Here is an 18,643-nt window from a genome sequence, read left to right as displayed (position 1 = left end):
TCGGTATTCGCGATTTGTGTCGCGTCACGGCCTATTCGTCACGCGAAGCGGGAAAGCCTCACCTTCCCATTTGCCCGGCCGACCGCGTATATCACCGTACTGCCCGTATTGATGAGGCTTCTTGCTCAAGAACAGTTTCTCGCACGCCTCGAATCTGGCCGGATCATTATCGAGTGCAACGAGTTCCTTACCCGCCGTCGAGCCGACCGAGATCCACCCCAGCTTGTCCCGCCCGTAGTTATCGGTCTTGAACAGGCGGTACCGGTTTCTGTGTCCGGTATCTGGAGACGAGGATTCGGTATTCAGGTAAAAGGATATGGCGTCCAATCGGATGCGCAGGACTGTTTTAGCCATCTGATCGTCCCTCCGATTCAGCCATCATGCGCAGCTTGAGGTTGATCCCGCAGGCCTGGGCCAACTGCGTCAGTTCGCTGACCGTGGTGCTGGGCTCCTGCATGGCCTGGCCGAACCGAACCAGGCGGGAGCCGAGCTGGTTGAATTCATTCTGGAGAGCTATCCGGCGGTCACTGGGTGTTGTGGCTGTCATGGCTGCGCCTCCGTTTGTTCGACGAAGGAGCCGACAGGGTTGGCCTTAGTGAACAGATCGCGCGGATCTGTGTAGGGGTTGCTTCTTTCCTGTCCTGAAACGGCCCGCTCAAGTGCATCGGCCAGGGCATCCAGCGTCAGTTCTTGGCGTCGGTTGTAGTCGAGGTGATTTCGGATCGCCTGGACAATCACGCTGTTCATGCTGCGGTCTTCGAAGAGCGCCAGAGCCTCAACATCGGATCGCATGTCGTCCGGCAGACGCACCACAAATTTATCGGCGGTGCGGGAGTCGTACCGCTTCATGGTTGTTTCTCCGTGGTCTTGGCTGAATGCCATTTTTTGATGATGTGGACGACGATGCAGGCGGTGCAGATGAGCCACAGGACGGACCCTGCGAAGCCGGTCAGGACTGCTCCGGTTGAGCTGCTGCTTAGCATTTCCAGCGCGGCAAAGCCGAACCAGACAACAGTTAGCGCGACGTAGACGAGCGTGAGCATCAGCATCAGCGCCTCAAACAGGCGCATCGCTGATAAGCGTTTAGGGGGCATCACTTTCTCCAGGCCGAACGAATCCCGGCCGCGTTATAGGCGTTGCAATAATATGGATTGGCGTCTCGGTCACCTGAGTGGCGAGGGAGCAGAGTGAAATTAGCAAAAGCTAAACAATAAGACAATTCATTTTGCTAAAGTACGGGCTGCTAATTTTCGCAGGAAGATAGGGCCCTGTTTTCAGGCTCGTAGTGTCATCTCAAGGATAAATTCCGGGTGGTTACCAAGGTGTATGGCGATAAGGACGCACCTCGTCTAGAGCCTCGGGCGACGGCGTCAGCTTACCGAGCCTCAGAGCAGTACCTGTTCCGAGGGGGTGGGGTGCCCTGCAGAAAGGCTAGGTTGAGGGAAAACGTCGGAAAGCGACTGCTGCAGAATTGACTTCTCTATCCAGGCCCTGAACAAAACGGCTGAGCGCTATGGGAGTAGTTCTGACAGGTGGGCCACGCACCGAATCCAGCTAGCAAGGCCGTGAGTGACGATTTTTCTTACATTTCACTGTGCTATTTATCGTCTTGCTGATACCATTACAGATGGCATTAAGCCACCCTTTCGTTCACAAGGATGAGACTGTGCGGCGCCCTCGAAAAAATACGGAAAAGCTATCTCTCTTCTTTGGGCGACAGGCTGCTCTGCCGTTAGCGATGAAACTATTCAGGATTCCCGCGAATCAATATAGGCGCGCGCAACGTTTCCTGAGCATTGGCAGCTATTTTCCACGGAGAAAATTCAGATTTCTGGTAGGCCTGGATCGCAATAATCAGCTAGCTGACGAAATAATTGCAGGAGCCCAGCCTTGTGCCATTATATCTAGGTCGATATAGTGTCGGCCCTTATCATGAATCCAGACGCCGAAAAGGATCTGGAGAGGCTCTGGAGGCTGGATAGGTGGGCGGCATCTCGAATCATTGCGTTGCTAGAGGAGATCGAAGGAAATGATGACCTACTGGACCGCCTTTCTCAGGATTACTTCCATAGGGATGCTCCGCGTCAGTTTGACGTGCGCAGATGGGTAGAAGCGTGGAATTCAGGTTCGAACATATTCAGACTGAAGGTTTGGGATCCAAATGATGATTTATTACCTTATAGGGTGATTTATGCATATTTACCAAACGAAAATGAATATCACGTTCTAGCTATCGTTCATAGAGAATGGAATTATGATCCCGAGCACCAGCTTTCACACAGAATATTTCAAGCTTACGACGAGCTCTAACGTTCACGTTAGAAAGGATGCTTCGGAGTTTGTAGAGGTGTCTGCAACTGACGTAGAGCTTACAAAAGTCGTTTATATAAATTATAGCAAGCCAGCAGTCGAGCCTAAAAAAGGTAGATCACTATCTGGCTTTTTAAGCGACTGGACAAAAGATTTAGAAAAAAAAGAGATGTTGGAAGATGCCCGAGAGTGGGTTGGAGAAACTTACTTCGATAGTGATAAAAATCCAACATTAAAATCTCTGAGGCTTAAAAAGAAATTATCTCAAGCAGACCTTGCAAGGCTAATGAATACTAGCCAGCCTCACGTTGCACGTATTGAGAAGGGGTCGGATACTGTGACTCTGAAAACTTTGTGCAAGTTGGCTGCGGCGCTTGAAGAAGATTACAATACATTGATCCCAGCCCTCCAGCGGCAGCAAGAAGCGGCAGCGTTAAGGTCAAAAGCATGAGCAGGAAAGTTTTCACATTATTCTCAGATGATGTACGCCATGAACAAGGCGGTAAAGTTTCTTACATGGGTGTCTACACCGGGAGAATGTTTCTTCCTGCCTTTCCGACTACTCTCACTAAATTCTGCGTTACTCTCAGAATACACACCCCTTTCAATAAACCCTTCAAAAAGCTAATAGTAAAAATATACAAAGACAATGAAGAGATTGCTCAGGGCGAAATGCCTTCTGACGAGTTGTCGCGGCACGCGATGAAGTCAGAGGTTGGTGGTAAAGAAGTCGGAAAGATAACAACTATTAACATGGGGTTTATTTTTTCTCCATTTGAAATAGATGGTCCTTGCTTTATAAAGGTTAGAGTCGAGAATGAAGGCACGGAGCTCAAAGGGATTGGCTTGCGCATTATGCAAGAACCCGGAGAGATACCTTCGGCGACATAGCTTAATAAACTGTTTTATTCAAGTCCTTAAGCTTGCCCCTTAAACGGACTCATAATAGTGCCTGTAACCGAATATTCTCCCTGCGGTGTCCTTAGGCCCTGTATAACAACCAGCTTGCCATTGAGGCTGCTCCAATGGAGCCTACATTCTCCTTGAGAACCGAGGCCTGTCGATGTTGATGTCCGCAGTGCCTTGCACACTATTGGCGAGCGCTCAGGGCAATCAAGCAGGGACTACCCTGCTCAGACCTCAGGGGCGGATCTTTTCCGAAAGGGGAAGGGAGGCGACCAACTCTTTGAATTTAATCTCATCTTTTCCCAAATAAATTGATCCTCTGTGGGTCAGGGCTAACTGCTTGCCATCAATTTCCAAAATTTCAACCAAGCCGAGTAGGGCGAGCAGCTCGCATCCCTGGGCTCTACTGACCTCAGACTCTTCTAAGTCGTCGCCGGCCAGCTCAGCTGCGAAATCTTGCGCCTCCTCATGTGTCTCGAACAGTTCAATGCCTTCTGAAGGCCTGTACCTGAGCTCATCACAGTAAACGATGGTGTCTGGCTGCCCTGAGGTGGTCAAGTAGAACGCGTGTCTCCCCTCGAGTGCTTTGCGCTGCGGGTGTTCTGGCCCGCGACGGATGATCCAGGCGCCGTTTGGCCCTCTGCCGCTGATGTGAGGGATTAAGATCAGTTGGCGTACCCAAGGCGCATAGTCAAAGAAATTGATGGGGAGGGCGGGGCGGCCGAGGTAGATCTCAGATCCTCCGCATCTGAAGTTCGACCAGTGACTATTTGAAGAGGACCAGGAGCCGAAGGGCTCATGCTCTCTCATCAGATTAATAATTGCCGGGACCAGCTCCTGCGATTTACGCCCCATCATCGGTTTGCATCGCTTGAAATACGCCACATCCTCGGCGCTGTCTTCAATCGGGAGAGGGGCAAGCATTTCTTTCCCAAATTCTATGAACTCCCATTCCCAGAGCCTATCGCGTTGCATGTCGACGGCTTTGTGATACTCATCATTGTAGGTGCGCAGCTGTTCGTCTCGAAGGGGGAGGACATCTGTCTCACGCGCAGCTCTGCCGGCGTTGGGATCTGATTTGATTGACGCGATCACAGCTTTCCAGTCGCATCCGATGCCGGACCAGATCAAGACTGCCTCGGGGAACGGTACGCCTGACATGTTCTCGGTTGGATCACCTGGGTAGTAGCGCACGAGTGACGGAGCGCCGAAGAAGGACCTGGCCCAAACCCTGGTATAGGGCAGGGCCCCTTTGGTTTGCACGCCTATGACCAGATCCAGATCGCCACAGGTCGTCGCGCCCCGGGCGTAGGATCCCACGACCCACATCGATGTGATTGTGATCTCGCCAGTGAACTCACCGTAGATGTCTTTGTGCGTGATGGTCCGGACAGAGCACTCATCAAGCCTCTGGCACATTCGGATCAGCTTCTTGGTAAATGATTCGCGGGGATACCGTTTCTCAGATGCGGACATGCTCTGGTCTCAGAAGGTAGGCGGGAGACCGAACGTATCACTCCTGGTATTCAAATCACCATTAGCAACAGGTACGGGACGGCGCTGCATAGCGAGTAAGATGTGGCGGTCAACATCGAGTTCGGAAGGAGCGCCTAGTAACTGGCTGGCACTGCTGAATCGAAGGAGCAGGCCATGGCTGAAACACAGAAGCCGACGGCGGAAGCGCGAGAAGGCCGCAGCGAAGGCTGCCGCGCTGGACATCGAGAAGTTATTACGGCTGAAGTGGCTGGAACCTTCAAGTCAGACCTGAAGCGGGTCATGAAGGCCCGCAGCATTAACAACCAGCAGGACGTTCACCAGCGGCTGCTGATTAACCTGACCGTGGCTGACCTCGATGCCCAGGCAAAGGTGCTCCTTTGTGTCACGCCACCTATTGTTGTTACAGAAAAAGTGTCACGCATTATCCGTGCTGCCGGGCTGAAGTCGCTCGACGACGATCAGCCAGAGCCTGACGACGAAATCGACATTCCGAATAACCTGCCTTACTCGCTGAAACGGCAAAAAACCTTCTTACCTAGAAGAGCTTTCGAAACTGCCCGGAAGAAATGGCCAACCTCCTCGACGTTTCTTTTTCTTTGCCGGTTTTGCTTTCTTCGAGCCAAGAGCTGTCTTCATTGCCAGCTTCGAAGCTTCTTCTGGCGTTAGCTCTATCCCGTCGCGGCTCGCCTCAGTCTTCGCCGTGTCGAGCCCTTTGATGAATTTTCGTGTTCGGTTATCGAAAGCCATTTCAGCCCCTTTGATCCGGCTCCATGCCGACCATCGTATCACCCGACTTGAACGATCCGAGCCGTCTAATTAAGAATCTAATTCGCGGATGTGCTGGCATTCACGGCCAAAGATTTCTCAGCCAGAAGCTCCAGATCTTTGATCAATGTATTAGCCATTTCTACAACTCCTCGCGCTTGCGACAGAGTCGGCTGGTAGTCGCCGTGGTTGAGTTTATTTCGATATGAGGCGTAGAAACCAGCAAGTAAATTTCGATATGCGGTCTTTTCGTCCTGCGGCAGTACAACAGGATTGGAGCCTAGTGCCCGTGTGAATATGTCATTTACTAGGTTCTCTCCATCCGTACCGTCTGGAATAACAAAAATTCTTCGGAGCCTCGAAGAGAGAACAGGAAATGTCGCTCGGATCACCGAGGCATAGTCCTCAATCTCGAACAGTCTAGATGTAGCTTCTGCCAAACGGGCGTCTAAATAGTTTGGAGAGGAAGCCTCTTGAAGCAGAAAATCCTGCAATGTTGGCATGTCAAAAAATACGATGTCGGCAGCGTCACTCTTGCTATATCGCTTTTCGTTACGCTCTAGATTGCGACGCATAAAAGCCATATGCCGGCCGAGCGCCCCCGAGCTTCTCCACTGCGGATCAACCTGCTCCATCAAGTGGGCCATTCGTCCGCTAAATCGCTCAAAATGTCCAAGCAGTACGGGGGCCTCTTCCTCGTCCCAGAGACGGTAGATTTCAAGAGCATCTCTATAGGCTCGATGGTATTCGGCCAAGTGATTGATACCTACCACGACTCTCTCCTCGATCCGACCTCATGCCGGCCATCAACCAATAGTCCACAAACACCAATCGCGCCAACCGGCCAGACATCCCGATTGGTATTGCTCAATCAGATTTAGTGAACATCGCCTTCAGCCGCTCCTCCGCGGTTTCCCTGCTCAATTCGTACTCAGCTTCGTCAAGACGAGTGTTGTAGTCCGCAAGCAGTTGCTTCGTTGCCTTCGATGATTGTTCGGCCTGAAGCCCTTGGTAGAGCGCGAGCCCGCCGACGCCAATCGTCACCGCCCAGTGCCAGCGCAACCCTTCCATGAGCACCCCCATCACACCCGTGGCACCGACGAAGCAAAGGGTCATGCATAGCAATATCTTTGCCTTGTCGATCCAGGACCTAGGGGCATTATTCGATGAATGTAGAGCCGCGATAAAAGTCTTCAGCTCATTGATTTCTGCTTCAAGCCTGCGAGCTTTCGCCTCATCCATTTACTTGCACATCCATAAAAATACGCAGTTTATTCATCGCGCACAGATCCGAGGTCGCCGTTCGGCTTGCGGTTGATACGAGCCCGCTGGGTTAATGCGCTATCTGGTTGCCTCAGTACATGCTCGGGCATTTGTAGAATTTGATCGCTGAGCTGTCCAGGCCGGTACTGGCAATCACATAAAGCGTTTGAATGTTGGCCTTCTCTGCGATGAAACCATCGCAGGAAGAACCACACATCATGATCTTGGCAGTGAAGCAAACATTCTGCAGCTTGAGCTTGTACAAGTCCTGAGGCTAGGTCATGCAGTCGTAGTCGCCGAAAGGAGGGCAGATGACTCGCTTGAGCCCGCCGGAGGCCAGGACGGTCGACCCTGCCAGTTGATCAATCTCTCCATATCCCCACGCCACCCGGCTCAGCCCAGTAACGAACAGCAGAATACCCAGCGCAGTGTGGTCATCATCTTTCCATGATTCACGTGGTAGGGCGCCGACTCTACCAACGCCGGGTGCGTGCCTCAATGCTGGTGCCATCACCGATTGTGCATAGGAGTCAGCTCTCCCCAAATTGGGGGCAGCGTCCCCTGGGTGCGCCGCTTGACTATTACATTTTGCTAACAGGCGATAGACTGGATGCTATCGCTGGCATGTGGGCAGCACATGATCCTGAGCAAATTTGGACCGCCTTGCCCGGCCGAGCGCAAAAAGGTCGTTCTACCAACTTGTTTTTCGATCTTTTCAACACGGAACGCCTAGGAGGCGTAAGTGGACCGGATTTATCGTCTTTTCGATTGGCTCGATATAGCACAGGCAGCAGATTGGCTGAGCACGCTCACAGCGCTTCCAATAGGCCCGGTAGAGCTACGGAGACTGGTTTTCTCAAAGCAGTGTGATTCTTACATTCAAGCCCTCGGTTTGGCCGGCCATTACATCAATGATGAAGGTATCGAGGTTGAAGTTATCGGGCGCGGCTTCCAGCTTGTTCTTGGTAGTGAAACCATTAGAAAAGCCGACAAAAAACACGGAAAACCAGAAAAGCGCAGGATCAGTCTTGAGGGTGCCAGGTATGAGCCAGACCCTTTCGATAGTGAAATTGCCATACGAGCCGATTACGACTACTGGGACGCTATTACTGAGGACGAGGAAGGACATCCGCTATATTTCAAGCCTGCTGACATTGAATATTTAGCCGCCAAGATTAATGAAACTGCCGACCAACCTGATAATGCGCAGGTTAAGAGCCTTCAGCAGCAACTTGAGGAGGAAAAGCATGCACGCGAGGCGGCTGAAGAAGAATTGTTGAAACGGCGTACTGATGACGGCAATAGAGGCCTAGCCGGAATCAGAAACATGCTTATGCACGACCATGTGGAGTTTAAGGCCATGCAAGAGCGCGCCGAACAGGCTGAGCGAATGGTTGCAGCTTTAGACAGGCAACTGACAGAGCAGGCCGAGCGTAAACGCATTAATGATAATGTCATCAAAGCGTTGACGCAGGAGCTGCGAAAGCTTCATGGCCGCGAACAGTCTCCAAGTCCGCACGATGAGTCAGTCCCTGGCCTGACCTTCCCCTATGCGACTAAGCAGCTAGAAGCTATGCGCGACGCAGCGCTGGCTCATTGGGTAGAGCATGATAGATCCAAGCCGGCACCCTATGGTATCCAAAAGACGGTGGCTACATTCCTGGCTGCACGTACTGGAGAGAATGCCCGGAAGCTGGCCGAATTAGCTGCAGCCATTAAACCCGACGACCTTCCAAAAGCCTGACATGCAACCTGACATAGTGTCATGTCAGTATGTCAGGTCTGTCTGACAATATCCCTTTGCTGCAATCTGTTTCCAATCCCAATCAATGACAGGAATGGAAACAGCATGACCGACTTGAATGACCATTCGGCGCAATTCCGGAGAGAGCGGGGTGAGTCTTGTAATGGCGGCGATGCTTTACTGGGTTTCGTACAGGTGTGACAGGGATTTGCGACTTAGAGGTCGATGGATTTATGGTATTTCTGGACGTTATCGATAGCCTGTTCAATACCTGGATCGATACCTTTCTCCCAAAAAGACCTGGCACGTTCGAGCTCGGCAACAAACATCACCTCAACGCTCACACCATGCATTTCTGCCTCGGCCTGGATTTTCGAAACTAGTTGCTTAGGGACCGTGACCTTCCAGGTGTCATCCGCTCCACTTGATGATCGCTCCGACATGGTGATGCTGACCATATCTGGCTTGCTGAGCTGTTCAATGGTGACGCCAAGCGCATCGGCAAGCTTTCGGAGCACGGTCTTTCGCGGCATTGCTTGACCGGCTTCGTATCTGGAAATCTGAGATGGAGAAACCCCAATAGCGTCTCCGAGCTGCTGCTGGGTGAGGTTTCTTTCCCCTCGAAGATAGATGAGATTCATTGCGAAATCTTTGGACATGGCGAGCCTCGTGTATACCTCTAGAAGCATACAGCAAACGCACAAAAAGCAAAAAATTGTTTGACGCAATCACAAAACGCATTAGACTCACAAAACGCAAACAAGGAGGCGTTATGAAAGCCCTAAAAATTACTACCGCTGTGCGGATGCTGTGCGAAATGCGCGAGAAGCTTGAGATAAGGGCCGCCGAAAACGGCCGCAGTCTGAGCGGAGAAATAGTGTTCAGGCTGAGAAAATCCTTGGAGCAGGACCATGAAAAACAACAGGCATAAAAAAACCCCAGCGCTGGCAGGCGATGGGGTTCTGGTTAACGAGATCAACTTCGAGGAAGAAATCGTCATGGATAAGCATACCGAAGTAAACGAAAAACTCAATGCTGGCGCTGTTAAAGGACCTGTAACTGTTGAGCATCCATTTACCAGCTGCAACGTAGAGCGGCAGAAGGTGTTCGCTGTGCGGCCTAGCATCCCTGCTGCAGACGCCCTAGATGAGGCATCGTGCATTTTGGGTGAGCTGAGGTCTTCACTTGAAGGCATCGCCATGGGCACAGATGGCATTAATCCTGATCAGGCTTGGCTTTTGTTCCGTTCAGTTGGATTGGCAAAGGCTGTTGTTGATTCCACTCGCGATGGCTTGGGGAAATTCTCATGAATATCTCATCAAGCGAGCCAGGCCTGCGAGTGGGTGTCGTCGCGACACAATTTGTTGATCCGCAAAACGTGTCGCGACCCACGATGTCATCAAAGGAAATTGCCGATCTTGTCGGTTCTCGACATGACAAGGTCAAGCAGTCGATTGATCGCCTGGCCGAGCGCGGCGTTATTGTCCAACCCCCAGCGAGGGTCGAACAATCCAGCGATAGTCTGGGGCGCCCGCGCACGGAGGCTGTCTACCACGTTTGCAAGCGCGACAGCTTTATTGTCGTGGCGCAACTCTGCCCTGAGTTCACGGCCCGCCTTGTGGACCGCTGGCAGGAGCTGGAAGAGAGGGTGGCCAAGCCAGCCTTCGACATGTCTAGCCTCAACGACCCGAAAGTCCTCTTGGCCCTGCTGACTGACAACGTGCGCAAGGTCGTCACCCTGGAGGCGGACAACACCGAATTGACCAAAGAGAACCACCTCTTGGAAGTGAAGGTAGAGCAAGACGCTCCCAAGGTCGCCTTTCACGACATGGTCACGGTATCCCACAAGAGGTACAACGCCGCCCAGGCCGCGAAGATCATCGGTACCGGCCGCACCAGACTGCTGCAGTTCATGAGGCAGAAGGGGTGGGTGACCAGGACCAACGAGCCGTACCAGGCGAAGATCGAGGCCGGCCTTCTAGATGTGAAGCTGGGCACCTTCGAGCATCCAATAGACGGCACGGTGCCAACGTGCTCGACGCTAATCACTGGCAAGGGGCTGACCAAGCTTCAGGCCATGTGGCAGAGCAGGGAAGAGGACTTGCTGACCTAGCAAATGAAGAGAGCCCGGCCAAGCGCCGGGCTTTTTGCATCTGGCTTAAGGCTTTTCAGCGTTGGCCTTCTCAAGCAATCCGGCAATGCCCTCCAGCAGCACCAAGTCCGACTCCTTGAGCCTTCCCTTTGCCGCGGCCCTGGCTAGCTTCTCGATGACCGCGATCGCCTTGGGCGAGGCATTTTCTTGCATGGCCTGATAGGCAGGTGACTGGTCGCGCACGCTTTCTTGGCGAGTGAACTCACCTTCAATGACGTTCGAACCGTACCCGCCCGGGTTGACCAGAACGCCGGGCGCTAGCCCGATCTTCTTCTCAAGGTTGAGCGCTGCTTTCTCGCCCAGGCCTCGATGCCCGTTGAGAATCTGGGACAAATAGGAAGCGTCCAGATCGTGCTGGTCGGCAAATTCTTTCTGGCTGAGTGGGCCGATGACACGCCGCAGCGCTTCGACCCGAAGAGTTTTCATATCCATTGGCGAATAGTGTCCCTGCGTTAGCAAACAGTAAATTATGAAATGCTATTGCTATTTAATTTAGCAATATGTAATGTGGAGCCTCTTAGGAGGAAAACCATGACGCTAATTGAACACATGCGCTCCCTGGACGCCGTTTCGCTGGAATCCCTGGCTAAGCGTTGCGACACCAGCGTGGGCCAACTCAGACAGGTTGCTCTTGGCTTCCGTCGTGCCAACCCCGCTCTTGCTATCAAGCTCGAGCGTGAGACGGAGAGGGCGGTGATCTGTGAAGACCTTCGGCCCGATATCGATTGGGCGTACCTGCGCAACTCCCAGCTCAAGACCGCATAAGCGAGCCTTGCCGAGGGCGCACATTTTCGCCTTGGTCAGGACGTTCCGCCACGACAACCACAAAGAGGTTTCCCGAAATGGAACAGGTACATCGCGCAATTCACGAGGCAGTCCTGGAGGCGGGACCGAAACAATTGGCTCACCTGATGGGGATGAGTCACACCGCGCTGCTCAATCGGGTCAACCCGAACGACGACTCGCATCGGCTGAACTTTGAGCAGTTCCTGCAAATTCTGGTGCACAGCAAGAACCCTGAACCACTTGAGCTGCTGGCAAGCGCTTTGGGTTATGCCCTGGTGCCGCAGGCACGGCCGGCGAGCAAGAACCTCATCGAAGCGCTGATACATCTCGCAGCCGAATACGGGGACGTCTCTCGCCTGGTTCACGACGCGCTTTCCGATGGCCGGGTTTCACCGTTTGAGAAGGCAAATATTCAAAAAGAGATCGGCCATGTGCGGCAGAGCTTGTTGGTGCTGGAGGAGTCAGTGAAGGCGGCGTGAACTGCTGGCAAATGAATTTTCGCCTGGTGCAGAAAGCAACAAACCCGGCGGGAACCGGGCTCATTTAATCGTCCTGTGCAACCAGGACAACACATCTCGTAGAGGTACTAATCATGGCACACGCAATCCGTAATGAACAAGCTCGTGTACTGGCAACGATTAATTTTCCGCTAGTGCGTACTCGCGATGACCTCAGTTTTACTGCGCGCGACTCGGAAGGACGCCTCATCAACTGGCCCAGGAATAACCCTGGTGTTGCTTCGGATTGGGCGAAGGGAATGGCGTTTGTTGATCAGGAAGTAAGTTCGCTGGCCGCGTTCGACGAGACCGAAGCATACGAGGCGATCGAGTTCGCGATCCTGGGGATGGGAGGGCGCACCACCAACCTGGAAATAGGGTTCGTTCAGCAGATAGCCAAGGCAGCTGTGCTGGGGTTGCGAGCCATGCGAAATGGCGAGGCAGAATTTGCTCCCGCGGATTTGGAGGATGATCAATGAGCCCTCTACGTGTAGCTCCTACTCGCATCGCTGGACGGTTGGAGGTCCTGGTACTGTGCCCTGAGATTGATCAGTTCCCTGCTGGGGGGACGGTGCAATGAACACGCGCCCGAGAACATCTTCTGCTGAGAAGGGGCCGGCATCCTTGATAGCTGGCCCATGGCCCAGCTACGCGTCGTTCAGATCCCTCCCCGAGCGAGAGCGCTGGGTGCTTTACGGCAGCGCCAAGGCGTATCGCGAGGCGCTCGAGAACCAAGGCCTGATCATGGCTGAAGGTTACGACGATTTCGTACGTCGCGTGACCGGGGAGCTTGACCTATGAGCATGGAATTAATGGTCAAGGCCATGAAAACCAAAGTCGGAAATCCGCTGCGCAAGCTGGTGTTGGTCAAGCTGGCGGACAACGCCAGCGATCAGGGCGAATGCTGGCCGTCGTACCAGCATATTGCCGACCAGTGCGAGATCGGACGATCCACCGTGAAGCTGCATATCCGCGAGCTGGAAAAAGCGGGATTTCTTCGTCGAGAGTACCGCCGAAAGGGCGAGTTGAATCAGTCGAACGTTTTCCACTTGTCGCTTGATGGTGGGGCAGCATCTGCCCCAGGGGGTGGGGCAGGAGATAACCCACCTGGGGCAGGAGATAACCCAGGGGGTGGGGCAGGAGCTGCCCCCAGAACCAGTCACTCTTATGAACCAGTCAAGGAACCTAAACCTACGGTCATTTCAGATGCGGCAGAGGGGTTTGAGCAATTCTGGAAGCTGTACCCGAAAAAGAAGGGGCGCAAGGACGCTGCCAAAGCCTGGGCGAAGCTGAAGCCGAGCGATGAGCTACGCCAGACCCTGATCACCGCCCTGGGCAGTCACTGCCTTTCCGAAGACTGGACCAAGGACGGCGGGCGTTACGTCCCGAACGCTTCAACCTGGCTGAACGGAGAGAGATGGACCGATGAGCTGGAGCCTGCCATGCCCACCAAGCAATCTGCCTACACCGGCCTGCCTAACCACACGCTCGAATACCCGGAGGTAGCACATGGCGCGAATTTCTAATTTCTGCCCGCAGCCGCGCGTCCGCTTCTTCAACATCGAATGCCCGAAGCATGGCCAGGTGAGCAGTTCAGAGACCGAGCAGTTCGACGGCTCCATGCTTGTGCGTGGGTGCAAGAATTGCCACTGGGAGGCGTTGAACATCGCTTCAGCCGAGAGCGAGGAATATATCCAGGCGTGCAATCGAAAAAAGGCAGAGGAGCTGAACAAACTGCTCGTAGCTTCGGGAATCACGACGCGATTCAGCAGCTGCACCTTTGGCAATTACAGAACCTCCGGCGGCGTGGCCGGCATGGCGAAGGCTCTCAAACTTTGCGAGGACTATGTTCATCGGTTCAAAGAGAACTACGAGGTCGGCCGCTCGTTGATTCTCTCGGGAAATGTGGGGAATGGGAAAACGCATCTGGCCTGCGCGATAGTCCAAGCTGTGATTCGAGAACACCGGGCCCAGGCCGTGATCGTGTCTGCGGCTGAGATAATCCGGGTGTTCAAGGGTGCTATGGATCGCGGTGCTGAATACACCGACAGGGATGTATTGAGCGAGCTTGCCAGTTTCGATTTATTGGTCGTCGATGAACTGGGAGCTCAGGCGGGGACCGCCTACGAGCTCGGTGTGCTTCATGAGGTGATTGATCGGCGCTACCAGCTCGTCCTGCCCACCGTAGTAGTGTCGAATCTGGCAGCAGCGGACTTGGGGCGTTACATCGGAGATCGAGCACTGGATCGACTTCGTGAAGGGGGAGGCCAGGCTGTCGGATTCAGTTGGGCCTCGGCGAGAGGTGCTGTATGAGCGACTATCGCGAGCTGTACAGCGATGAGGCAGAACACGCTCTTCTTGGTGCCCTGATGTTGGACGGTGATCTGTTCGACTTGATCACCGCCAGCGTCACAGTTGCTGACTTCCATGATCCGGAAAACGCAGCGCTGTTCCAGGTGATGGTTGAACTGCACGCAACCGGCGCACCAGTGGACCCGGTCACGCTTCACGATTTCAGGCCTTACCTCCCCAGTGGCGGAGCGACCATTGCTTACGCTGGGGAACTGGCGAAGAACACGCCCAGCACTGCGAACTGGCGTGCATACGCGAGAACCGTGGCCGAGCGGGCAGTACTGCGTCGCCTGGTGGAAGCGGCTGATGCCGTGCGTGAGTCGGCCAGTGAGAACCGCCCATTAGCCGAGATCATCGCCAGCGCACAACAGGCGATGGCAGACATGCGCGATCTTGAGGGGGATGAGCCAAAGTATCGCCGTCTTGATGAGTGGATGGGGGAGGCTGCCAACACTGTCAATGACAAGAACCTCGGCTTGATACCTGACTGGCCTTCGTTTGGACTGTCCGATCTCGACGAACTGGTCGATGGGATACGCCCCAAAAAGATCACCATTATTGGCGGCTTGCCTGGTAGCGGTAAAACCACCCTCGCGCTACAGGCGGCTCAGTACAACGCGATCAAAAGGAAGGATCCGTGGCTCGTCTTTTCGCTGGAAATGCCAGGCGAAGAACTCGGGCTTCGTGCAATCGCCTCGCTCGGCAGTATCGAGCTGCAGCGCCTTTCAAAACCTGCGAGCAAGCGCGGAATGCGAGACGAAGACTGGCGCGCGATGGTGGGCGCGGTAGCTCAAGCGAACGGTGCACCACTGTTCGTCGTTGAGGACCCCGTTCAAACACCGTCGAGCATTCGAAAAGAGGCGCGCAGGTGCCAGCGTGAGCACGGTCTCGGCGGGATCGTCGTCGACTATCTGCAATTGGTCAAAGCTGAAACGAAGGGCCGGACACGCAGCGAAGAGGTTGGCGCTATCAGCAAGGCATTTTTACGGCTATCGAAGGAGCTCGACATTCCGGTGGTCTTGCTCTCCCAGCTCAACAGAGAGTCAACAAAGCGCACCGGCAAGAAGCCCCAGTCGAGCGATCTACGCGATTCCGGCGAAGTGGAGGCGGATGCCAGCTGCATCATCTTGGTTCATCGCGATATGGACTCTGAAGAAGGCCAAAACGGCTTAACCGAAATGCTCATGACCAAGTGCAGGCACGCCCGAGTTGGCAGTTGCATCGTGCAGCAGCAAGGACAGTACGGGCGTTTCGTCAACTTTGCAGGCCGAGAGCCTACGCAGGAGGAGGTCGAAGCAAATCGCCCCTTCGCGGGTCGGGTTAAGGGGAGGAAGACGTATGAGTAACGTCAGAGCGGTATTGCCGGGCAAAGCTATGAGCGACATCGAGTGCCAGTTCTTGAAAATCGCTGGCGAGGAGTTGGCCAAGGTCAAAATGGGCGGCCCGGCGGCGCTGGCGGCTCTGTTGGATATGGTCGCCAGTTGGCACTCGAGCCGTTTGCAGATCGGTTTTCATGACTACGGCCAGCGCTGGCTACTGGAGGGCAACGCAAAGAAGACCGCCGCCGACCGGTTGCTTCGAGACCTGTTTGGCCTGAGTGATCCTGACCCGAGGAAAGCTGCATGAAAAAGCGCACCTACATCAACAAGCCCCTGGGGGACACGGAACACTTGCTGGAGCAGTGGGGCTGGTGGCGCATGGACGGAATGGGAGTGCCTCGGTATGTCTCGCCGCAATTGGCGCTCATGCGGGACAACGTTCAGATGCCCAGCGTGTCCAGTTACTTGATCACGGATGACGAGGCTCTGGCAGTGGATTCCGCTATGGCCAAGCTCACCCAGCGCAACGCACAGATGGGCCTGTTCCTCTGGCTTTACTTCGGTGCCAAGTGGACGATGGTTCGAATAGGGGAATCGGCGGGGGGCGGGGCGGCAGGCATTTCTGAGCGCTCAACGAGAGAGATAATCAAGTCCGGTGTTGGTTGGATTGATGGCGTCCTGCACGGAATGAGCGATGCGGCGTAAATAATCCTTTCATGCCGGATAAACACCTGCTTTCATGGCACGGTGTTCAGCTGTTCCAGCGCGACACAAAGACAAGCTTCAAGACAAGCCCGGCCACTGTGTCGGGCTTTTTTGTGTCCCATATAAATTCTGAGCCTCGCCACTGTGCGGGGCTTTTTCGTTTCTGGACAAAGCCCATGACCGACGTCTCCCGCATCGCCGACAGTACGGTCTTCAAGCTGGTTGTGCCTGTGCTCCAGACCATCCTGTCAGCTGGTGCCATTGGGGCCTTTGTCTATGTGGTTGGCTCGCTCTCTGCACTACAGGCTCAGCTGGGCACCTACCAGACCAATCAGGCCCTACTGACGCAGCGTGTTGAATCCCTGGAGCGCTCCCGAGACTCCAGCGAGAAGCTGGTCGACACCCTGCGCACCTCGGACCAGCGCCAAGAATTCCAGATCAACAGCATGGGAGAGAGCCTTAAGGCGCTCTTCCTGAATGGGCGGCCCAAGTGAAAGCCCTGCTGGTTGCCGCGCTGGCTCTTGCCGGTTGCGCGCATCAGGAGGCACCGAAACAGCCAGCCTCAACCCACACCACGGTTTACCGGTATTCATCGACGGCCTGTGAAGCGCCCGAGCCAATCGACAGCAGGCTCAAGCAAGCCCTGAAAAGCCGGGACGAGTGGAAGCGCTACGCCGAAAGCCTAGAAAAACTCACGACAGCGAAGCCGACCAATGAAGCTCATCCCTGAATGGCGCACTGCCTGGCGACTGTCCAGTGTGCAGGCTCTGTTCCTGCTTCAGTTCCTGCCAGACGTGGTCCAGCTGTTCATGAATTACGAGCCGACCGGCATGGATCTCATCATGTACCGCGCTGCGTTGATCATCGCCCTGGTTGCCAGGCTGATCTACCAGCCCAAGGTGAGAGACATCAATGACAAGCCGTAGCCTCGGCACTGGCCGTCAGCGCATTGCTGTCGCCTTGCTGGTCACATCCCTTGCTGGCATCGCCACATGGAAGCAGAACGAGGGCTACACCGAGCAGGCGGTCATCCCAACCAAGGGCGATGTACCGACGATCGGCCACGGCTCGACCCGATACGAAGACGGCACACCGGTACGCATGGGCGACACCATCACCCCACAGCGCGCTGACGTGCTGGCCCGCGACCTGATCAGCCAGGACGAGAAAGCGTTTGCCGCGTCTCTCCCTGGCGTAAAGCTGAACCAGGATGAATTCGACCTGTACATGGACTTCATCGGCCAGTACGGCATCGGCACCTGGCGCAAGGGATCGCCCCGCAAGAGCCTGATGGCCGGCAACTACGTCCAGGCCTGCCATGACCTGCTGAAGTACCGCTTCGCCGCCGGCTTCGACTGCTCCACTCCAGGTAACAAGCGGTGCCCGGGCGTGTGGACTCGCCAGCTCCAGCGTCATGCCAAGTGTATGGAGGCGCAGTAAGACCATGCCAAAGCAGCCTTACACACCATGCAAGCTGTACGTTGATGGTGCTGACGGCATCGCAGTTGGCGACTACATCGCCACGTCGGGCGGCTCCGCTTATCTGGTCCAGACGCTTCGCGTGAGTCGCACCAAGCCCGAGCGCAAGCATATGCAATGTCTGCGCTGGCCGATTGCTGATATCCCGACAGATGCGCGGTGTTTCACGCTGACTTGGTACGCACGGACATGACTCGTTACCTGATCGCCGGCCTGGCAGTAGCTCTGATCATCGCTGGATGGCGCCTCGATCATGTCAGCAACAGCCTGGACAGGGCAGAAGGCGTGATCACCGACCAGGTTGAAACAATCAACACGCTTGAGGCTGCCGCTCAATCTCGCCGCAACACCCAGAAGCTGCTGGCCCAACTCGACACCGAACACACAAAGGCCCTGACCGATGTTCAAGCCCGCAATGCTGCAACTCTTGCTGCTGTCGGCACTGGCAATAAGCGGCTGTCAGTCCCAGCCCGCTGCCCAACCGCCGCTGTGCGAGCCGCCACCCCCGCCGCCCGCGTGGATGATGCAGCCGAGAGAGCCGAACTTGACCCAGCGTCTTCTCAACGAATTATCGCCACCGCAACAGACGGCGACGCCGCAATCATCGCCTTGACCGGCCTGCAGGACTACGTAAGCCGGTTCTGCCTGAAAGGAAACTGACCATGCCAACCTTCAAAGTCCGCACCTACGAAGAGCACGTAACCGTCGAGGCTGATTCGATTGAATACTGCCTGGACGGTATCAGCCTGCGGTTCACGACTGGCGACAAGGTCACCGCAGGGTTCTCTCGTTACCTGTGGGTGCAAGAGGTGAAGGCTGAGCCTGTCGCTGATGCGCCTGTAACCGAAGAGCCAGTGAGCGAATAACC

At 54.8% G+C, this 18,643-nt stretch carries 32 protein-coding genes; 23 read left to right on the top strand and 9 right to left on the bottom strand.

The annotated features are described in order from the left end of the window. Positions 1 to 24: 24 nt before the first annotated feature. Genes J3P94_RS18820 through J3P94_RS18805 form a run of 4 tightly spaced genes read right to left on the bottom strand, consistent with a single transcriptional unit; the run spans position 25 to position 1,094 of the window. On the bottom strand, positions 25 to 354 hold the full coding sequence (locus J3P94_RS18820; RefSeq protein ID WP_434569201.1) for a hypothetical protein: 330 nt from the start codon (positions 352 to 354) through the stop codon (positions 25 to 27). Next, positions 347 to 547, bottom strand: a complete 201-nt coding sequence (locus tag J3P94_RS18815) for a hypothetical protein (protein ID WP_434569200.1) — start codon at positions 545 to 547, stop codon at positions 347 to 349. Before J3P94_RS18815 ends, J3P94_RS18820 begins: the two co-directional genes overlap by 8 nt. Next, the gene (locus J3P94_RS18810) at positions 544 to 849 is read right to left on the bottom strand and encodes a CopG family ribbon-helix-helix protein (protein ID WP_434569199.1); all 306 of its coding nucleotides are present in this window, start codon (positions 847 to 849) and stop codon (positions 544 to 546) included. Before J3P94_RS18810 ends, J3P94_RS18815 begins: the two co-directional genes overlap by 4 nt. Then, positions 846 to 1,094, bottom strand: coding sequence for a hypothetical protein (locus J3P94_RS18805; RefSeq protein ID WP_434569198.1), 249 nt, complete (start codon positions 1,092 to 1,094; stop codon positions 846 to 848). The genes J3P94_RS18810 and J3P94_RS18805 overlap by 4 nt, the downstream gene beginning before the upstream one ends. 838 nt (positions 1,095 to 1,932) lie before the next feature. Here J3P94_RS18805 and J3P94_RS18800 point away from each other — a divergent pair. From J3P94_RS18800 to J3P94_RS18790, 3 genes are read left to right on the top strand one after another with little or no spacing between them, the layout of a single operon-like run. After that, positions 1,933 to 2,310, top strand: a complete 378-nt coding sequence (locus J3P94_RS18800) for a type II toxin-antitoxin system RelE family toxin (protein ID WP_434569197.1) — start codon at positions 1,933 to 1,935, stop codon at positions 2,308 to 2,310. 37 nt (positions 2,311 to 2,347) lie between these two features. Beyond that, positions 2,348 to 2,761, top strand: a complete 414-nt coding sequence (locus tag J3P94_RS18795; protein WP_434569196.1) for a helix-turn-helix domain-containing protein — start codon at positions 2,348 to 2,350, stop codon at positions 2,759 to 2,761. Beyond that, positions 2,758 to 3,201, top strand: coding sequence for a DUF6941 family protein (locus tag J3P94_RS18790; protein ID WP_434569195.1), 444 nt, complete (start codon positions 2,758 to 2,760; stop codon positions 3,199 to 3,201). The genes J3P94_RS18795 and J3P94_RS18790 overlap by 4 nt, the downstream gene beginning before the upstream one ends. A gap of 249 nt (positions 3,202 to 3,450) precedes the next feature. Here the strand turns inward: J3P94_RS18790 and J3P94_RS18785 are convergent, their stop codons facing one another. After that, the gene (locus J3P94_RS18785) at positions 3,451 to 4,692 is read right to left on the bottom strand and encodes a hypothetical protein (protein WP_434569194.1); all 1,242 of its coding nucleotides are present in this window, start codon (positions 4,690 to 4,692) and stop codon (positions 3,451 to 3,453) included. Positions 4,693 to 4,866: 174 nt separating this feature from the next. Between J3P94_RS18785 and J3P94_RS18780 the strand changes: the two genes are divergently transcribed. Continuing rightward, the gene (locus tag J3P94_RS18780) at positions 4,867 to 5,379 is read left to right on the top strand and encodes a hypothetical protein (RefSeq protein ID WP_434569193.1); all 513 of its coding nucleotides are present in this window, start codon (positions 4,867 to 4,869) and stop codon (positions 5,377 to 5,379) included. A 158-nt stretch (positions 5,380 to 5,537) separates the two neighbouring features. Here J3P94_RS18780 and J3P94_RS18775 read toward each other — a convergent pair whose 3' ends face one another. Both J3P94_RS18775 and J3P94_RS18770 read right to left on the bottom strand, forming a co-directional pair. Continuing rightward, on the bottom strand, positions 5,538 to 6,251 hold the full coding sequence (locus tag J3P94_RS18775) for a TIGR02391 family protein (protein WP_434569192.1): 714 nt from the start codon (positions 6,249 to 6,251) through the stop codon (positions 5,538 to 5,540). 94 nt (positions 6,252 to 6,345) lie between these two features. Next, positions 6,346 to 6,720 (bottom strand): hypothetical protein, encoded by a 375-nt coding sequence (locus J3P94_RS18770; protein ID WP_434569191.1) that lies wholly within the window; start codon positions 6,718 to 6,720, stop codon positions 6,346 to 6,348. Positions 6,721 to 7,483: 763 nt separating this feature from the next. Between J3P94_RS18770 and J3P94_RS18765 the strand changes: the two genes are divergently transcribed. Continuing rightward, positions 7,484 to 8,485 carry a hypothetical protein gene (locus J3P94_RS18765; protein ID WP_434569190.1) on the top strand — a complete coding sequence of 334 codons (1,002 nt, stop codon included), beginning with the start codon at positions 7,484 to 7,486 and terminating at the stop codon, positions 8,483 to 8,485. A 215-nt stretch (positions 8,486 to 8,700) separates the two neighbouring features. Here J3P94_RS18765 and J3P94_RS18760 read toward each other — a convergent pair whose 3' ends face one another. Next, positions 8,701 to 9,144, bottom strand: coding sequence for a helix-turn-helix domain-containing protein (locus tag J3P94_RS18760; RefSeq protein WP_434569189.1), 444 nt, complete (start codon positions 9,142 to 9,144; stop codon positions 8,701 to 8,703). Between the two features lie 113 nt (positions 9,145 to 9,257). Between J3P94_RS18760 and J3P94_RS18755 the strand changes: the two genes are divergently transcribed. Genes J3P94_RS18755 through J3P94_RS18745 form a run of 3 tightly spaced genes read left to right on the top strand, consistent with a single transcriptional unit; the run spans position 9,258 to position 10,598 of the window. Then, positions 9,258 to 9,416: an Arc family DNA-binding protein gene (locus tag J3P94_RS18755; protein ID WP_434569188.1), complete on the top strand. Its 159-nt coding sequence runs from the start codon at positions 9,258 to 9,260 to the stop codon at positions 9,414 to 9,416. Continuing rightward, the gene (locus J3P94_RS18750; protein ID WP_434569187.1) at positions 9,397 to 9,795 is read left to right on the top strand and encodes a DUF3077 domain-containing protein; all 399 of its coding nucleotides are present in this window, start codon (positions 9,397 to 9,399) and stop codon (positions 9,793 to 9,795) included. The genes J3P94_RS18755 and J3P94_RS18750 overlap by 20 nt, the downstream gene beginning before the upstream one ends. After that, a complete protein-coding gene (locus tag J3P94_RS18745; protein ID WP_434569186.1) occupies positions 9,792 to 10,598 on the top strand; it encodes a phage antirepressor KilAC domain-containing protein in 807 nt (268 codons plus the stop codon). The genes J3P94_RS18750 and J3P94_RS18745 overlap by 4 nt, the downstream gene beginning before the upstream one ends. A 45-nt stretch (positions 10,599 to 10,643) precedes the next feature. On the opposite strand, the gene J3P94_RS18740 is transcribed toward J3P94_RS18745, so the two are convergent. Beyond that, positions 10,644 to 11,069 carry a hypothetical protein gene (locus tag J3P94_RS18740; RefSeq protein ID WP_434569185.1) on the bottom strand — a complete coding sequence of 142 codons (426 nt, stop codon included), beginning with the start codon at positions 11,067 to 11,069 and terminating at the stop codon, positions 10,644 to 10,646. Between the two features lie 99 nt (positions 11,070 to 11,168). Between J3P94_RS18740 and J3P94_RS18735 the strand changes: the two genes are divergently transcribed. From J3P94_RS18735 to J3P94_RS18665, 15 genes are all read left to right on the top strand, one after another. Continuing rightward, the gene (locus J3P94_RS18735) at positions 11,169 to 11,402 is read left to right on the top strand and encodes a transcriptional regulator (protein WP_434569184.1); all 234 of its coding nucleotides are present in this window, start codon (positions 11,169 to 11,171) and stop codon (positions 11,400 to 11,402) included. Positions 11,403 to 11,479: 77 nt separating this feature from the next. After that, positions 11,480 to 11,902, top strand: a complete 423-nt coding sequence (locus tag J3P94_RS18730) for a phage regulatory CII family protein (protein ID WP_215002395.1) — start codon at positions 11,480 to 11,482, stop codon at positions 11,900 to 11,902. Positions 11,903 to 12,015: 113 nt separating this feature from the next. Beyond that, entirely contained in the window at positions 12,016 to 12,399 is a 384-nt protein-coding gene (locus J3P94_RS18725; protein ID WP_434569183.1) for a hypothetical protein, read from the top strand. A gap of 318 nt (positions 12,400 to 12,717) precedes the next feature. Continuing rightward, positions 12,718 to 13,446, top strand: coding sequence for a helix-turn-helix domain-containing protein (locus J3P94_RS18720; protein ID WP_434569182.1), 729 nt, complete (start codon positions 12,718 to 12,720; stop codon positions 13,444 to 13,446). Next, positions 13,430 to 14,233, top strand: a complete 804-nt coding sequence (locus tag J3P94_RS18715) for an ATP-binding protein (protein WP_434569181.1) — start codon at positions 13,430 to 13,432, stop codon at positions 14,231 to 14,233. The genes J3P94_RS18720 and J3P94_RS18715 overlap by 17 nt, the downstream gene beginning before the upstream one ends. After that, positions 14,230 to 15,618, top strand: a complete 1,389-nt coding sequence (locus J3P94_RS18710) for a replicative DNA helicase (protein ID WP_434569180.1) — start codon at positions 14,230 to 14,232, stop codon at positions 15,616 to 15,618. Before J3P94_RS18715 ends, J3P94_RS18710 begins: the two co-directional genes overlap by 4 nt. Further along, complete coding sequence (locus tag J3P94_RS18705) at positions 15,611 to 15,898, top strand: hypothetical protein (protein ID WP_116833013.1); 288 nt, start codon at positions 15,611 to 15,613, stop codon at positions 15,896 to 15,898. The genes J3P94_RS18710 and J3P94_RS18705 overlap by 8 nt, the downstream gene beginning before the upstream one ends. Then, a complete protein-coding gene (locus J3P94_RS18700) occupies positions 15,895 to 16,296 on the top strand; it encodes an antiterminator Q family protein (protein ID WP_434569179.1) in 402 nt (133 codons plus the stop codon). The genes J3P94_RS18705 and J3P94_RS18700 overlap by 4 nt, the downstream gene beginning before the upstream one ends. 176 nt (positions 16,297 to 16,472) lie before the next feature. Continuing rightward, positions 16,473 to 16,790 carry a hypothetical protein gene (locus tag J3P94_RS18695; protein WP_434569178.1) on the top strand — a complete coding sequence of 106 codons (318 nt, stop codon included), beginning with the start codon at positions 16,473 to 16,475 and terminating at the stop codon, positions 16,788 to 16,790. Further along, positions 16,787 to 17,026 (top strand): hypothetical protein, encoded by a 240-nt coding sequence (locus J3P94_RS18690; protein WP_434569177.1) that lies wholly within the window; start codon positions 16,787 to 16,789, stop codon positions 17,024 to 17,026. Before J3P94_RS18695 ends, J3P94_RS18690 begins: the two co-directional genes overlap by 4 nt. After that, a complete protein-coding gene (locus tag J3P94_RS18685) occupies positions 17,010 to 17,222 on the top strand; it encodes a hypothetical protein (RefSeq protein WP_434569176.1) in 213 nt (70 codons plus the stop codon). Before J3P94_RS18690 ends, J3P94_RS18685 begins: the two co-directional genes overlap by 17 nt. Continuing rightward, positions 17,209 to 17,736, top strand: a complete 528-nt coding sequence (locus tag J3P94_RS18680) for a glycoside hydrolase family protein (RefSeq protein ID WP_434569175.1) — start codon at positions 17,209 to 17,211, stop codon at positions 17,734 to 17,736. The genes J3P94_RS18685 and J3P94_RS18680 overlap by 14 nt, the downstream gene beginning before the upstream one ends. A gap of 4 nt (positions 17,737 to 17,740) precedes the next feature. Then, on the top strand, positions 17,741 to 17,968 hold the full coding sequence (locus J3P94_RS18675) for a hypothetical protein (protein WP_434569174.1): 228 nt from the start codon (positions 17,741 to 17,743) through the stop codon (positions 17,966 to 17,968). Further along, positions 17,965 to 18,435 carry a lysis system i-spanin subunit Rz gene (locus J3P94_RS18670; RefSeq protein ID WP_434569173.1) on the top strand — a complete coding sequence of 157 codons (471 nt, stop codon included), beginning with the start codon at positions 17,965 to 17,967 and terminating at the stop codon, positions 18,433 to 18,435. Before J3P94_RS18675 ends, J3P94_RS18670 begins: the two co-directional genes overlap by 4 nt. Positions 18,436 to 18,437: 2 nt before the next feature. Next, positions 18,438 to 18,641 (top strand): hypothetical protein, encoded by a 204-nt coding sequence (locus J3P94_RS18665; RefSeq protein WP_434569172.1) that lies wholly within the window; start codon positions 18,438 to 18,440, stop codon positions 18,639 to 18,641. The last annotated feature ends 2 nt before the right edge of the window (positions 18,642 to 18,643 follow it).

The sequence above is a fragment of the Pseudomonas sp. Z3-8 genome, assembly GCF_051131975.1.
Classification (GTDB): domain Bacteria; phylum Pseudomonadota; class Gammaproteobacteria; order Pseudomonadales; family Pseudomonadaceae; genus Aquipseudomonas.
Note: the sequence above shows the minus strand (reverse complement) of the source record. Positions and strands in the feature narration are given on the sequence as shown.